This is a genomic window from Roseovarius sp. D0-M9 (assembly GCF_037083805.1).
GTDB lineage: Bacteria > Pseudomonadota > Alphaproteobacteria > Rhodobacterales > Rhodobacteraceae > Roseovarius.
The window spans coordinates 78,599-92,082 of record NZ_JBAPKZ010000006.1 but is presented as its reverse complement, the minus strand read 5'-3'; the positions used below and the strand labels follow the sequence as shown (position 1 = coordinate 92,082).

The window sequence follows — 13,484 nt, the reverse complement described above, 5'->3', positions numbered from 1 at the left end:
GGGTGACCGGCGCGGACCAGTGCCGCAACCAGGGGGTCACACATGCCTAGTCACACCAATGCCCGCGTGCCCACTCGCAGTGCGCAGGGCCAGTATCTGGAGCCGAGTTTCCAGCCGCTCTCGGGCGGCGCGATCCGGAGCTATCTGGTCGTGCTGGCGCTGCTGGGGGCATTCGTGATGTGCCTGCGCATCGCCGAGGTGGACCCGGCGCGGCTGATCGAGGGGTTGCCGCGGCTGATGCGCTGGGCCTCGACGGCATGGCCGCCTTATGTGAATGACCTTGACCGGTTTCTATATCGCGCGCTCGAAACCGTTGCCATCGCCACCGTGGCAACCGTCGCGGCGACCATCGTGGCCTTTCCGCTGAGCATCTTCATTTCCCGAAACATCGTGGCGTCGAACTTCATCGGGACGCCTGTGCGCGGGGTTCTGAACGCGCTGAGGGGCATCGACACGGTGGTTTTCGCCATCCTGTTCGTCGCGGCGGTGGGGCTGGGCCCCTTCGCGGGGGTGCTTGGCATGACGCTCCACGCCATCGGCGTCATTGCCAAGCTCAACAGCGAAGCGATCGAGATGCTGCCGCGCCCGCCGATGGAGGCGGTCGAAATGTCAGGCGCCAATCGCTCCAAGCTTGTGATGTTTGCCGTGCTGCCCGCATCGCTTCCCAGCCTCGCCTCAACCTCGCTATATGTGTGGGAGGCGAATGTGCGCACCTCGACCATTCTGGGGATCGTGGGCGCGGGCGGCATCGGGATAGAGATCAAGTCCGCCATCGACCTTCTGGACTTTGAGAAGCTGTTGACCCTGACGGTGATCGTGCTGGCCATGGTGACGATCATTGACCAGATCAGCGCCTACCTGCGCAGGTGGCTGGTATGAACCGGTCTGTCCGCATGGCTCCGCCTGTCGCCGCCGTCGCTGGCTTTGGCAAGGCGTTGGCGGTTCGCGATCTGTCGAAATCCTACGGCACCACGCAGGCGCTGCGCGGTCTCTCTCTGGATGTGGCGCCGGGCGAGTTCGTGGTCCTGCTGGGGCCGAGCGGGGCAGGCAAATCCACAGTATTTCGTTGCGTCACCGGACTGACCCGCCCCACCGGCGGCCAGATCGCGGTCCATGGCCACCCGATGCACGTTCTGACTGGACAGGCGCTGCGCCTCGCGCGCCGCGACATCGGGCTCATTTTTCAGCAGTTCAATCTGGTGGCACGGCTGAGCGCGCTGGACAACGTGCTGGCCGGGCGGCTGGGGCATGTGCCCACTTGGCGGGTGGCGCTGCGCAGCTTCGAACGCAGCGACCGGCAGGCGGCGTTGGCCAACCTCGACAAGGTGGGCCTTCTCCAGCAGGCGTATCAGCGCGCGGACTCCTTGTCCGGTGGGCAACAGCAACGCGTCGCCATTGCCCGTGTGTTGACCCAGCAGAGCAAGCTGCTTCTGGCCGACGAACCTGTGTCGAGCCTTGATCCCGAAGCTGCAAACATCACGCTGAAGCTTTTGCGCCTGCTGTGCCGCGAGCAGGGAATTGGCGTCTTGTGCAGTTTGCACCAGGTGGAACTTGCCCGGAAGTTCGCGGATCGGATCGTGGGAATGCGCGCAGGTGAGGTCGTCCTTGAGGGGCCGCCGGACAGGTTCAGCCACAGGGATCTAGAAGCGCTCTATCTCGATGCGCATTCCACGCCGGTTGCCCAGCGAACGACGGGCCAAGAGGGTGGCGCGTGAGTGGCGAGGGGCCTTCTGCTTTCTTGTGAACCGACCGGAGCAATTGGCCCAACCTCATCAAGCATATCAGCCTGTTGTGAGATTTGGTCGGCAGTGTCGTCGCGCCGGTTGGGCGATGCCGAGTTGACGTGCGGCTGCCGGTGCCTTCGTTTGGCGTGTCGCGCGACATGCTTTGCAGGAACTGTCTAATAATTTTGCAGAGCGCCTTTATTTTGCGCACTTCCTTGGCAGCTTTTGAACCCGGCCTGCAAAGTGCCGGGCCGAGACTGGCAGTTTTGCCCCATCCGGATAGCGTCGCAGCACCATGGAGATGAGTGCCGATGCCCGCCCACGCCGATCCCTTGCCAACTTACGAGCGTAGCCGGGGCGCTGCGCATGTGACCTTGCGCGCCGGACCGCATCACGGACGTCTGGAGCGGCTGCACCAGTCAGGATCGGCCAAGGCGTTCCTGCATCGCGGAGACAACGGGCAGGAAATCGTTCTGCTGAATACCTCGGGCGGGCTGACGGGGGGCGACCGGCTGTCTTACCAGATCGACCTTGCGCCGGGGTGCCGGGCGACCGGAACCACCCAAACTGCCGAGCGTGCCTATCGCAGCACGGGGGATGCGGCGGTGGTTCGCGTGCATCACAGGGTCGGGGCCGGGGGGCATCTGGACTGGTTGCCGCAGGAAACCATCCTCTTCGATCAAAGCCACCTTGCGCGCGAGACGTCCATAGACCTTGCCCCGGACAGCTCCTGCCTGATGTTGGAAACGGTTGTGCTGGGCCGTGCCGCCATGGGCGAAACCGTCGCGCGCGTCACCCTGACCGACACGCGGCGCGTCATGCGCGCGGGCAAGCCTGTGCTGGTCGAGCCGCTTCGGATGTCGACCGAAGCACTCACTGCTGGGCCCGCCGTGCTGGAGGGCGCGCGCGCCTTTGCCACACTGGCGCTGGTCGCTCCCGGCTCCGCGGACGCGCTGGCCCCGGTGCAAGAGGCCCTGACGGACCCCGATGTAACGGGCGGCGCTTCGGCTTTCGATGGCAAGCTGGTGATCCGCCTCATGGCGCGTGACGGCTGGCCCCTGCGGCGCCAGATCGTGCGCCTGCTTGCGATCCTGCGCCCCGGTCCACTGCCCCGCGTCTGGCAAATCTAGGAGAGACCTGCCATGAACCTGACCCCTCGGGAAAAGGACAAGATGTTGATATCGCTGGCCGCCATGATCGCGCGCGGGCGAAAGGAGCGGGGCGTCAAGCTCAACCACCCAGAGGCCGTCGCGCTGATCACCGATTTTGTGGTCGAGGGCGCGCGCGACGGGCGCAGTGTCGCCGACCTGATGGAAGCGGGCGCCCATGTCATCACCGTCGAGGACTGCATGGAGGGGATCGCCGAGATGATCCACTCTGTTCAGGTCGAGGCAACTTTTCCCGACGGCACCAAGCTGGTGACTGTCCATGACCCTATCCGTTGAAAGGACCACACCCATGCGTTACATTTTGCCCGCCCTGTTGCTGCCCGCGCCCGCCCTCGCGCATGCTGGCCCGCATCTGCACCCGCACGGGATCGACGCGATGTGGCTTGTGGTCGTGGGGCTGCTGGCGCTTGTCGGAGGCTACTTCATCGGCCGGGGACGCAAATGATCCCCGGAGAGATTTTTCCAGCGAATGGCGACATCATCCTGAACGCCGATGCCCCCGTCACCGTGCTGGAGATTGCCAATACAGGCGACCGTCCGGTTCAAGTGGGCAGCCATTACCATTTCGCCGAGGCCAACGACGGACTGTCGTTTGACCGGGACGCGGCGCGCGGCCAGCGGCTGGACATCCCCGCCGGGACCGCCGTGCGCTTTGAGCCGGGCCAGACGCGCGAGGTGCGCCTGATCCCCTACGGCGGCGCGCGGCGCGTCTTTGGCTTCAACCAGCAGGTCATGGGGGATCTTTAGATATGGCCGCGACCCTTTCCCGCTCGGCCTATGCTGGCATGTATGGCCCGACCACCGGTGACCGCCTGCGGCTGGCCGATACCGATCTGGTGATCGAGGTAGAGCGCGATCTGACCACCTACGGCGAGGAGGTGAAATTCGGTGGCGGCAAGGTGATCCGCGACGGCATGGGGCAAAGCCAGACCACCCGCGCCGACGGCGCCGTCGATACGGTCATAACCAACGCGTTGATTGTCGATCATACCGGCATCTACAAGGCCGATGTCGGCCTGCGCGACGGTCTGATTGCCGCGATCGGCAAGGCTGGCAATCCCGACACTCAATCGGGCGTCGATATCATCATCGGTCCGGGAACCGAGGTGATCGCTGGCGAAGGCAAGATCCTGACGGCAGGGGGCTTTGACGCGCACATTCATTTCATCTGCCCGCAGCAGGTGGACGATGCGCTGCATTCCGGCATCACCACCATGCTGGGTGGCGGCACTGGCCCGGCGCACGGAACATTGGCCACCACCTGCACGCCGGGGGCCTTCCATATCGGGCGGATGCTTCAGGCCGGCGACGCGCTGCCGATGAACCTTGGCTTTGCGGGCAAGGGCAATGCCAGCTTGCCCGGCGCGCTGATCGAGCAGGTCAACGCCGGGGCCTGCGCGCTCAAGCTGCACGAGGATTGGGGCACCACGCCGGCGGCCATCGACACTTGCCTGAGCGTCGCCGACGACATGGACGTGCAGGTCATGATCCACACCGACACGCTGAACGAGAGCGGTTTCGTGGAAAATACGCTGGCCGCGCTCAAGGGCCGCACCATCCATGCCTATCACACCGAGGGTGCGGGCGGCGGCCATGCGCCGGACATCATGAAGGTGGTCGGCTCGCAGAATGTGATCCCGTCCTCGACCAACCCGACGATGCCCTATACCGTCAACACCATCGAGGAACATCTCGATATGCTGATGGTGTGCCACCATCTCGACAAGGCGATCCCCGAGGATGTCGCCTTCGCCGAGAGCCGCATCCGGCGCGAAACCATCGCCGCCGAGGATATCCTGCATGACATGGGCGCATTTTCCGTCATCTCGTCCGACAGCCAGGCCATGGGCCGCGTGGGCGAGGTGATCATCCGCACCTGGCAAACCGCAGACAAGATGCGCAAGCAACGCGGGCGGCTGCCGGAGGAGACGGGCGACAACGACAATGCCCGCGTCAAGCGCTACATCGCGAAATATACCATCAACCCCGCCATCGCCCATGGGATCAGCGCGCATATCGGCAGCATCGAGCCGGGCAAACGCGCCGATCTCGTGCTGTGGAGCCCCGCGTTCTTCGGGGCCAAGCCCGAGATGGTGCTGATGGGGGGCACGATCGTGCTGGCACAGATGGGCGATCCCAACGGCTCGATCCCAGCGCAGCCGGTGCATTCGCGCCCCATGTTCGGGGCGTTCGGGCGGGCGCTGGAGCGGTCGTCGGTTCTGTTCGTTAGTGCGGCGGCGCAGGCGGGCGGCATCGGCGCGGCGCTCGGGCTGGCGAAGGAGACGCTGGCGGTGGCCAATACCCGCGCCATTGGCAAGCGCGACATGATCCACAACACGCTGACACCCCGGATCGAGGTGGACCCCGAAACCTACGAGGTGCGCGCGGATGGCGAAGTGCTGACCTGCGCCCCCGCCAGCGAGTTGCCGCTGGCGCAACGCTATTTTCTGTTCTGAGGGGACGACATGCCGGACCTGCCCATCGCCCGTGATCTACTGACAGAAGCGCCGCCCGCCGTGGCCGATACGGTTGTGCTGGATTATGATGCCCGGCTGATGCGCCGCAAGCGGATCGTCGGGCAGGGCGGGCTGTCCTTCCTTGTGGACCTGGCAGAGGTCACGAACCTTGATGATTACTGGGGCTTCGCGCTCGAGGATGGCCGTGCCGTCGCGGTGGAGCCCGCACCCGAAGACCTGATCGAGGTGCGCGGCGATCTGCCTCGCTTCGCATGGCATATCGGCAATCGTCACACGCCCTGCCAGATTGCGGCGGATCACCTGACGATCCGGCGCGACCCGGTGATCGAGGCGATGTTGGCTCACGTCGGCGCCATACTGACACCCGCGACCGGCCCGTTCCGCCCCGAGGGCGGCGCCTATGGCAAGGGGCGCACGATGGGCCACGATCACGGCCACTCCCATCATCATCCTCATCACCAAGACGGATGCTGACCCCCGCGCATCTGACACTGGTTCAATGGCTGTCGCCGGCTTTCCCGACCGGCGCTTTTGCCTATTCGCATGGTCTGGAGGCGGCGATTGCGGCTGGGACGGTGCAAGACGCCGAGGGGCTGGAGACGTGGCTGTTGAACATCCTGTCCTATGGAGCCGGCTTTCAGGATGCCGTTTTGCTGTCCCACGCGCTGGAGGGGGACTGCGGCGAACTGGACGATCTGGCCCGCGCTCTTCAACCCTGTGCTGAGCGTTTGCAGGAGGGCCGGGATCAGGGCGCGGCGCTGGCCCGCACGGTTGCAGCCATGACGGGGCGCACCCTTCTGCCGCGCATGCTGCCCATCGCGGTGGCCGAGGCTGCGGCGGCGCTGGATCTGCCCAAGGCCGATGTGATCGCACTTTATTTGCAGGGCTTTGCGGGCAACCTCGTCACCATCGCCATTCGCCACGTGCCGCTGGGCCAGACCGAGGGGCAGGCGGTTCTGGATCGGCTGACGCCCATATGCCACGCGCTGGCGCAGAGGGCGGCGAAGGCCCCTCTCGATAGGCTGGGTGGCTGCGTATTGGCCGGAGACATGGCGTCGCTGCACCATGAAACGCAAGAGGTGAGGATATTCAGGACATGACGCAACCCAAGATGAACGGCCCCTTGCGCGTAGGGATCGGCGGCCCGGTGGGCGCAGGCAAGACCACTTTGACCGAGGGCCTCGCGCGGGCCTTGGCCAGCCAATGCTCCATGGCGGTCATCACCAACGACATCTACACCCGCGAGGATGCCGAGGCGCTGATGCGCGCGCAAGTCCTGCCAGCCGAGCGTATCCGGGGGGTCGAAACCGGCGGTTGCCCGCACACGGCCATCCGCGAGGATGCCTCGATCAACCTTGCAGCGATCAGTGATCTGATGGCGGCCTTTCCCGACCTCGACCTGATCTTGATCGAATCCGGCGGCGACAATCTGGCGGCCACCTTCAGCCCGGAACTGGTGGACCTGACGATCTACGTGATCGACACCGCCGCCGGTCAGGACATCCCGCGCAAGCGTGGTCCGGGCCTGACGAAGTCGGATATGCTAGTGGTCAACAAAATCGATCTTGCGCCCCATGTGTGCGTTGATCTGACCTTGCTGGAGGCCGACACGGCCCGCGCCCGCGGCCCGCGCCCCTATGTCCTCGCCAATCTGCGGAGCGGCGCCGGCCTCGATCGGATCATCCGTTTCATTCACGAGGAAGGCGGATTGAAAACCGGCCTCGCCCAAGAGGTAAGCGGAAGAGGTCGTTAACCACGTGTCCTGTATCAGATTTCCAAACTCAGGCAGGCCGAGCCAATGGTGCGGTTGCCGTCTGCCCCTCTTATATGCACTTGCCCGAACGCCCTGCTGGCAAACCGCCGCTCATTTGCTGTCTGTATCTTCGCTCTCGAGCCACTCGAGCACCTCATCTGTATGTTCGCCAAGGCGTGGGGGCGGGGCCGGGGTGCGCACTTTCGTATCGGAGAAGCGCAATGGTGAACGGATGAGGCTCAAGGTTCCGTGCAGAGTGTCCGGAACATCGATGACCATCCCCCTTTCCAGAACGTCTGGCGCGCTGAATACCTCGGAGATGGTGCGAACCTTGCCTCCGGGAACTTTCGCACCTTTCAGCTTTCCGAGCCACTCTTCGGTGTTTTGCAACCGAAACGCATTCTCGAGCAATGGGATAAGCGTCTGGCGATTGTTGACCCGGTCCCGGTTGCGGGTATAGCGCGGATCGTTCGGCAGATCCGGCAAGTCCAAGACCATGGTGCAAAGGGCGCGAAACTGCGCGTCGTTTCCGCATGCCAAGGCAAGCGTGCCGTCTGCCGTGTCAAAAAGCTGGTAAGGCACGACTGTCGCGTGGGCATTGCCGTATCGCGGGCTTTGCTGCCCGGTTTGAAGATAGCCCGAGGCGACATTGGCAAGCAGCGCCACCGCGGAATCGAACAGCGCGATATCAAGATGCTGGCCCCGCCCGGTTCGCTCTCGGGCAATCAATGCGGCCAGGATGGCCTGCACCGCGTTCATGCCCGTGACCAGATCCGAAATCGCGACGCCCAGTTTCATCGGTTCGCCATCCGGGTCGCCGGTGATCGCCATAAGCCCGCTTTCGGCCTGAATCGTGAAATCATACCCGCCCTCATCCGCGCGGGGGCCGGTGCGTCCGTATCCCGAAATCGAGCAGTAGATGAGGCGCGGATTGATCTTGGCCAGCGTCTCGGGGTCGAGGCCGAAAGCGGCGAGCGCGCCGTTGCGGAAGTTCTCGACCAGAATATCTGCCTTGGCCGCGAGGCGACGCAGGGTTTCTTGTCCCTCGAAGGATTTCAGGTCGATGGCGACCGATTTCTTGGACCTGTTGCAGCACATGAAATAGGTCGACTCGCCGTCCAGTTCCGGGGGCATCCAGCTGCGCGTGTCGTCGCCATTCACCGGGTTCTCGATCTTCCAGACCTCGGCGCCCAGATCGGCCAGAGTCTGCGTGCAACTCGGCCCGGCGAGAACGCGCGACAGATCCAGCACGCGGATGCCGGTGAGGGCAGGATCAGACATCATCTGCTCCGATCATGTGCAGGCCCGGACCCAGATGCGCCGCGCCGTCGATCTGGATCAATTGTCCCGTCATCAGCGCGCCCGCCGGGCTGGCGAGGAAGGCCGTCAGCTCGGCCACCTCTTCTACGCTCGTGGTACGGCCCATGGGCGTTGCGGCGACAAGGCTGTCGAGCATCTGCCGCGCCGCCTCGTCCGAGAGGCCCGCTGTCACCACGGTGCCGGGCCCAAGGCAGTTGAGGCGGATGCCGTCGGATGCCCACTCCAGCGCCAGTGTGCGCGTCATTCCCAGAACACCGGCGCGCGCGGCGACCGAATGGGCCAGCCCCATCGAGCCGCGATCAATCCCCGAGAGCGAGATATTGACCACCGCGCCCCGTGCCGCCTTGAGATAGGGGTAGGCCGCCTTGGTGGCGGAAAAAACCGCGCTGAGGTTGAGGTCGACCACGGCGTCCCAGCCCTTGCGGCTGATTTTCGTGGCCGGGGCAAAGAACTGCCCGCCCGCATTGTTGACCAACAGATCTATGCCGTGGCGGTCGCCGGCGCGCGCCATCGCAGCATCGAGCGCTTCGGTTTCGCGCACGTTCAGCGCCTCATGGTGAAAGGCGCCCGGCAGATCCTGCGCCAGACCGGCGGTTTCTGCGAGCGGTTCCTCGCGGCGGCCAAATCCCGTCACATCCATCCCGAGAGCGCAGAGGCGCAAGGCGATGGCGCGTCCGATCCCGCTGCCCGCTCCGCTGACAACGGCACCCTTGCCCGAGAAAAGCCCGTCTCGCAGCACGGGCTGCGGAGTGAAATCGTCATGGCTCATGATGTGTCTCCTTTGAGGGTCGGCGAGATGCCTGCGAGATGTCGGCGCCAAGGCGCGGCGCCGGGGTGCGGCTGATGCGGGCGCCATCGAAGAGGGCGGGAAAGCTGGGCACATGTTCGCCGCTGGGCAGCGCCTCGGCGCCGCCTCCGGGGCGCAGCGCGCTGATGCGCGCAACCCCGTCAGCAGGCTCGCGCACTGCGCCTGCCGGGATGCCGGTCGACGCGAGACGCGCCAGAACATCCTCGACGCTGTGCTGGAGCGTCCAGTTTTCGACCATGGCGTCGAAGGCATCGGCGCGGGCCAGTCGCTCGGCGTTGGGCGCATCTTCGCCGTCCACGATAGGGCGCAGTTTGGCCCAGTAGGCATCGAGGCCCCCGTAGATATAGACATGACCATCGGCGCAGGCATAAATGCCCGAGGGTGCCGAGGCGCGGTCGCGGTTGCCCGAGGGTGGGCCGATCCTGGCCCCCTCCATCAGCAGGATCGCTGCCGGGCCGAGCAGCATGGCCGACGCCACTTCCATCATCGTCAGGTCAATCACGGTGCCTTCGGTTGCCGGATCCAGCATCGCCATCGCGGTGGCATAAGAGGCGTAGAGCCCAGAGTAGAAATCGACGGGCCAGGTCGAGGACACACGCGGCGTGCCGTCGAGGTTGCCGTTCATCCAGGCAAAGCCACTTTCGCATTGCGCAATCGTGTCCATACAGGTGCGGTCGTCCTGCTGGCCAAAGCCCGAGATCAGCGTGATGACCAGATGCGGGTGCCGCGCGCGCAGGCTGTCTGCGTCCAGTCCCAGCTTGCGCAGGGTGCCGGGCGCGAGGTTGCACACCAGCGCGTCTGCGCCGCCAAGCAGCGTGTCGAATTCGGCGCGGCCCGCGTCGCTGCCCATGTCTAGGATACGGCTGGACTTGCCAGTGTTGAAGCATCGGAAATAGGCGCTGCCGAATTCGGTGCCGGGCAATTCACGGGATCCATCGCCGCGTGCGGGCTCCACCTTGATCACCTCGGCGCCGAAATCGGCCAAGAGCTGTGCAGCGGTGGGGCCTGCGATGAACTGCGTGAATTCGATCACGCGGCGACCGGCAAGGGGCTTGGGCGTGGGCATGGCTACTCCTTCACCACGCGGGTGGCCTTGTGAACCGTGCGGGGCAGGCTGCCCGCATCCAGAACCTCGACATCGAAGCTGACATTGAGCTGCGCGCGCAGCGCTGCCTTCAGCCGCTCGCCAAGCTGGGCGTCGCCTGCATCCTCGCGCTCGACCCGCAGGACGATGCGGCGCAGCATCCCGGTATTGGGGTCCTTCATGCTGTCATTGACGACCAGCACGTATTCGTTGGTCGTTCCGGGATGGGCGCGCACCACGTCCTCGACCGCGCTGGGAAAGAGGTTTACCCCCCGCACGATCAGCATGTCGTCGCCCCGTCCCTGCACGCCGCCGGTCAGCCGCGCATGGGTGCGCCCGTCGGCCGCAGGGGTGCTGTCACGCACAACGATGTCGCCGGTCCACCAGCGCACCAGAGGGCAGGCCTCCTTGTCCAGATGCGTGAGGACGAGAACGCCGGGGGTGCCGTCGGGCACCGGCTCGTCCGTTTTCGGGTCGAGAATTTCGGTATAGATGAAATCTTCGGCGAGGGTCGGGCCGGTTTGGGCGGCGGTGTCCCAGCCGATCGGCTGGCACTCCAGTGCGCCGTAGCAATCGAACATCTTGGCGCCGAACTGGCGCTCGATCTTTTCTCGGGTGCCGGGGATGCTGGCGCCCGGCTCTCCGCCGACGCAGACCATTTCGACGCTGCAACTGGCCAGATCTATCCCGCGCGCGATTGCCGCCTCGGCGACATGTGCCATGAAGGACGGCGTGCCGATGACGCATCGCGGTTTGTATTGCAGGATGGTGTCGATCTGGCGCTGGGTGTCGACCGAGCCGCCGGGAATGACCAGCGCGCCCAGCTTTTCCGCCGCCATCGTCGCGCCAAGGCCGCCGACGAACCACGAATAGCCAAACATGCAATGAAAGACGTCCTCCCGTCGCAGGCCCTGAGCATAGAGGTAACGCGCATAAAGATCGGCCCAGCGATCCGCGTCATGCGCGCTCCAAAGGACGGGGGCGGGCGCGGCGGTGGTTCCGGACGAGAAATGGACGCGGACCGCATCCGCGACATCGACCGCGCGAAAGGTGCCGAAGGGCGGATCCTCTGCCAGCCCGGCCACGTAATCCTTCTTGCGTGTCAGCGGCAGGCGCTGAAGGTCGTCGCGTGACGTGAACTTTTCAGGGTCAAAGCCAACGTCGGCAAAAACGTTTCCATAATGCGCGCTTGTGCGCGCCACGCGTGTCAGCTGCGCCTTCAATCGCTCGGTCTGGAAAGCTGTGATGCGCTCGCGCGGCCACAGCTCGCAAGCGTCCCAGACCGTCTCCGAATAGGGTGTGCTACGGGGCGCCTGCGCCATCATTAATGTCCTTCTGGATGCCTTGCATGGCGAAGGAAACGAGGGTTTCCACGATCATGCGGTTGCTTTCGGCGTCTTGTATCTTGCGCGGGCGATACCAGACCGTGACCCAATTCAGAGCGCCGAAGAATGGTTTGGTCAGCAGACGAGGGGGCATGTCGCTAAAGTACCCCTCGCGGGCGCCCTGATCGATGACTTCCGCGAAAATCTGCTCGTAGGTGTCGCGTAACTGATTGATCTCGCGCAGCTCATTGACATAGCGATATCCCGACGCGTGAAAGAGATACCGCTCAAGCCCCTGCACCGACACTTTCTGAATTGGCAGATCAGCCAGCAGCATACCCAGATGCGCGCGCGCCATCGCGCGCAGCTTGTCGGGCGGGCTGAGATCACTGCGCGCGATGGGCTCGACCTCGGCGTTCAGGCGCGCCATCGCAGCGCGCTGAATGTCAAAGAAGATGTCGGCCTTGCTCTTGAAGTAGTAATAAACGCGCCCTTTGGTCGCGCCGAGCCGTTCCGCAATCGCATCAATGGATGTCATTGCATAGCCGAGATCGGTAAAGAGCTCGGCTGCGGCTTGCAGGATCTCTTCGCGGGCGGCGATGGCGGCGTCTGTGGTGATCTGGGCGCGTGACATGGAACTCTCCGGGTTGGTATCAGGCCGATGTGCCTTGCACGGCCAGTTCCATGTCTTTGCGCACCGCACGCGCCAGAACAAGGCGCTGAATCTCGGATGTGCCCTCGTAGATCTCGAGGATCCGCTGATCGCGGTAGAGCCGCTCGGCTAGGTTCGGCTTGCAATAGCCAAAGCCACCCCAGACCTGAACGGCCACGTCCGCAGCCTTGTGTGACACTTCGGATGTGTAGAGCTTGGCCATGGCGCCAAGGTTTGTCACATCCTCGCCCGCGTCATATGCGCGCGCCGCCTCATAAAGCATCATTCGCGCCGCCGAAATCTCGGTTGCGAGGTCCGCCAGCTTGAACCCGATGCCCTGGTTGTCGATGATGGATTTGCCGAATGCCTGCCGTTCGAGCGCGCGCTCGGCGGCAGTGCGGTAGGCGGCTATGGCAAGGCCAAGCGACTGGGCCGACACCATGATGCGTCCGACGTTGAGTGTCTTGAGCGCGAGGCGCAGCGCACGCCCTTCCTCGCCGACCATCGTGTCGTTGGCCACCCAGGTGTCGAGTTTCAGGTTCGAGGTTTGCGTGCCGCGAATGCCCATCTTGTCGTTCAACTCGTCGATGGCGACGCCATCGGCCTCCTTGTCGACCATGAAGGCCGAAATCCCGCGCCCGCCAGCGTCGGGGTCCGTCTTGGCAAAGACGACATAATAGCGCGATGCGCCGCCGTTCCCGATCCAGTATTTCTCGCCCTTGATGCGCCAGCCTTCTCCCTCGCGCTTGGCGGTGGCGGTGATGGCGGCGGCGTCCGATCCGGTTGAACGCTCGGACAGGGCAAAGCTGGTCGCGGTGCCCATCGCCATCTCGCCCAGATACTTGTGCTTTTGCTCTTCGCGTCCTCCCAGCAGGACCGGAAAAGCACCCAGTTGGCAGGCGCAAAGAATGGCGGCCGTGGATGAGCAGCCGATCGCGACACGCTCGACCGCCGCGATGGTCGAAACCAACGGCGCGCCCCCGCCGCCATACTCGGACGGGATGAAGAGACCCGCGAGACCAGAGTTCACCAACTCGTCAATGCTCTCCCAAGGGTAGCGCTGATCGCGGTCCAGCTCTTCGGCGAGGGGGGCGAATTTTTCATCACTGAGGCGCGCAGCGATGTCATGCCATTTCTGCGCGTCTTCGGTCAGCTTGGGGGTCCAGATCACG

The 13,484-nt window shown here is 64.5% G+C and carries 16 protein-coding genes; 10 read left to right on the top strand and 6 right to left on the bottom strand.

The window, feature by feature from the left end; all coding sequences use genetic code 11:
• The first annotated feature begins 42 nt into the window (after positions 1-42).
• The 10 genes from phnE to ureG all read left to right on the top strand — a co-directional run bounded on the left by phnE (position 43) and on the right by ureG (position 7,123).
• A complete protein-coding gene (gene phnE / locus V8352_RS06205; protein WP_336423401.1) occupies positions 43-879 on the top strand; it encodes a phosphonate ABC transporter, permease protein PhnE in 837 nt (278 codons plus the stop codon).
• The gene (gene phnC, locus V8352_RS06200) at positions 876-1,715 is read left to right on the top strand and encodes a phosphonate ABC transporter ATP-binding protein (RefSeq protein WP_336423400.1); all 840 of its coding nucleotides are present in this window, start codon (positions 876-878) and stop codon (positions 1,713-1,715) included. Before phnE ends, phnC begins: the two co-directional genes overlap by 4 nt.
• A gap of 320 nt (positions 1,716-2,035) precedes the next feature.
• Positions 2,036-2,854, top strand: a complete 819-nt coding sequence (locus tag V8352_RS06195; RefSeq protein ID WP_336423399.1) for an urease accessory protein UreD — start codon at positions 2,036-2,038, stop codon at positions 2,852-2,854.
• Between the two features lie 12 nt (positions 2,855-2,866).
• Positions 2,867-3,169: an urease subunit gamma gene (locus V8352_RS06190; RefSeq protein WP_336423398.1), complete on the top strand. Its 303-nt coding sequence runs from the start codon at positions 2,867-2,869 to the stop codon at positions 3,167-3,169.
• A 13-nt stretch (positions 3,170-3,182) separates the two neighbouring features.
• Entirely contained in the window at positions 3,183-3,338 is a 156-nt protein-coding gene (locus tag V8352_RS06185; protein WP_336423397.1) for a hypothetical protein, read from the top strand.
• A complete protein-coding gene (locus tag V8352_RS06180) occupies positions 3,335-3,640 on the top strand; it encodes an urease subunit beta (protein WP_336423396.1) in 306 nt (101 codons plus the stop codon). Before V8352_RS06185 ends, V8352_RS06180 begins: the two co-directional genes overlap by 4 nt.
• 2 nt (positions 3,641-3,642) lie before the next feature.
• A complete protein-coding gene (gene ureC / locus V8352_RS06175) occupies positions 3,643-5,349 on the top strand; it encodes an urease subunit alpha (protein ID WP_336423395.1) in 1,707 nt (568 codons plus the stop codon).
• A gap of 9 nt (positions 5,350-5,358) precedes the next feature.
• On the top strand, positions 5,359-5,844 hold the full coding sequence (locus tag V8352_RS06170) for an urease accessory protein UreE (protein ID WP_336423394.1): 486 nt from the start codon (positions 5,359-5,361) through the stop codon (positions 5,842-5,844).
• Entirely contained in the window at positions 5,841-6,470 is a 630-nt protein-coding gene (locus V8352_RS06165) for an urease accessory protein UreF (RefSeq protein ID WP_336423458.1), read from the top strand. The genes V8352_RS06170 and V8352_RS06165 overlap by 4 nt, the downstream gene beginning before the upstream one ends.
• Positions 6,467-7,123 carry an urease accessory protein UreG gene (gene ureG, locus V8352_RS06160; protein WP_336423393.1) on the top strand — a complete coding sequence of 219 codons (657 nt, stop codon included), beginning with the start codon at positions 6,467-6,469 and terminating at the stop codon, positions 7,121-7,123. Before V8352_RS06165 ends, ureG begins: the two co-directional genes overlap by 4 nt.
• Positions 7,124-7,234: 111 nt before the next feature.
• On the opposite strand, the gene V8352_RS06155 is transcribed toward ureG, so the two are convergent.
• Genes V8352_RS06155 through V8352_RS06130 form a run of 6 tightly spaced genes read right to left on the bottom strand, consistent with a single transcriptional unit; the run spans position 7,235 to position 13,483 of the window.
• Positions 7,235-8,404, bottom strand: coding sequence for a CaiB/BaiF CoA transferase family protein (locus V8352_RS06155; protein WP_336423392.1), 1,170 nt, complete (start codon positions 8,402-8,404; stop codon positions 7,235-7,237).
• The gene (locus tag V8352_RS06150; protein WP_336423391.1) at positions 8,397-9,212 is read right to left on the bottom strand and encodes an SDR family oxidoreductase; all 816 of its coding nucleotides are present in this window, start codon (positions 9,210-9,212) and stop codon (positions 8,397-8,399) included. The genes V8352_RS06155 and V8352_RS06150 overlap by 8 nt, the downstream gene beginning before the upstream one ends.
• On the bottom strand, positions 9,202-10,317 hold the full coding sequence (locus V8352_RS06145; protein ID WP_336423390.1) for a CoA transferase: 1,116 nt from the start codon (positions 10,315-10,317) through the stop codon (positions 9,202-9,204). The genes V8352_RS06150 and V8352_RS06145 overlap by 11 nt, the downstream gene beginning before the upstream one ends.
• A gap of 2 nt (positions 10,318-10,319) precedes the next feature.
• Positions 10,320-11,657, bottom strand: coding sequence for a phenylacetate--CoA ligase family protein (locus tag V8352_RS06140; RefSeq protein WP_336423389.1), 1,338 nt, complete (start codon positions 11,655-11,657; stop codon positions 10,320-10,322).
• Positions 11,638-12,294 (bottom strand): TetR/AcrR family transcriptional regulator, encoded by a 657-nt coding sequence (locus V8352_RS06135; RefSeq protein WP_336423388.1) that lies wholly within the window; start codon positions 12,292-12,294, stop codon positions 11,638-11,640. The genes V8352_RS06140 and V8352_RS06135 overlap by 20 nt, the downstream gene beginning before the upstream one ends.
• 19 nt (positions 12,295-12,313) lie before the next feature.
• Positions 12,314-13,483 (bottom strand): acyl-CoA dehydrogenase family protein, encoded by a 1,170-nt coding sequence (locus V8352_RS06130; RefSeq protein WP_336423457.1) that lies wholly within the window; start codon positions 13,481-13,483, stop codon positions 12,314-12,316.
• Position 13,484 lies beyond the last annotated feature (1 nt).

What these genes read in the sequence shown, in the direction of transcription:
- phnE (WP_336423401.1), top strand. Translation starts at nt 43, where the DNA reads ATGCCTAGTCACACCAATGCCCGCGTGCCCACTCGCAGTGCGCAGGGC.
- phnC (WP_336423400.1), top strand. Translation starts at nt 876, where the DNA reads ATGAACCGGTCTGTCCGCATGGCTCCGCCTGTCGCCGCCGTCGCTGGC.
- V8352_RS06195 (WP_336423399.1), top strand. Translation starts at nt 2,036, where the DNA reads ATGCCCGCCCACGCCGATCCCTTGCCAACTTACGAGCGTAGCCGGGGC.
- V8352_RS06190 (WP_336423398.1), top strand. Translation starts at nt 2,867, where the DNA reads ATGAACCTGACCCCTCGGGAAAAGGACAAGATGTTGATATCGCTGGCC.
- V8352_RS06185 (WP_336423397.1), top strand. Translation starts at nt 3,183, where the DNA reads ATGCGTTACATTTTGCCCGCCCTGTTGCTGCCCGCGCCCGCCCTCGCG.
- V8352_RS06180 (WP_336423396.1), top strand. Translation starts at nt 3,335, where the DNA reads ATGATCCCCGGAGAGATTTTTCCAGCGAATGGCGACATCATCCTGAAC.
- ureC (WP_336423395.1), top strand. Translation starts at nt 3,643, where the DNA reads ATGGCCGCGACCCTTTCCCGCTCGGCCTATGCTGGCATGTATGGCCCG.
- V8352_RS06170 (WP_336423394.1), top strand. Translation starts at nt 5,359, where the DNA reads ATGCCGGACCTGCCCATCGCCCGTGATCTACTGACAGAAGCGCCGCCC.
- ureG (WP_336423393.1), top strand. Translation starts at nt 6,467, where the DNA reads ATGACGCAACCCAAGATGAACGGCCCCTTGCGCGTAGGGATCGGCGGC.
- V8352_RS06155 (WP_336423392.1), bottom strand. Translation starts at nt 8,404, where the DNA reads ATGTCTGATCCTGCCCTCACCGGCATCCGCGTGCTGGATCTGTCGCGC.
- V8352_RS06150 (WP_336423391.1), bottom strand. Translation starts at nt 9,212, where the DNA reads ATGAGCCATGACGATTTCACTCCGCAGCCCGTGCTGCGAGACGGGCTT.
- V8352_RS06145 (WP_336423390.1), bottom strand. Translation starts at nt 10,317, where the DNA reads ATGCCCACGCCCAAGCCCCTTGCCGGTCGCCGCGTGATCGAATTCACG.
- V8352_RS06140 (WP_336423389.1), bottom strand. Translation starts at nt 11,657, where the DNA reads ATGGCGCAGGCGCCCCGTAGCACACCCTATTCGGAGACGGTCTGGGAC.
- V8352_RS06135 (WP_336423388.1), bottom strand. Translation starts at nt 12,294, where the DNA reads ATGTCACGCGCCCAGATCACCACAGACGCCGCCATCGCCGCCCGCGAA.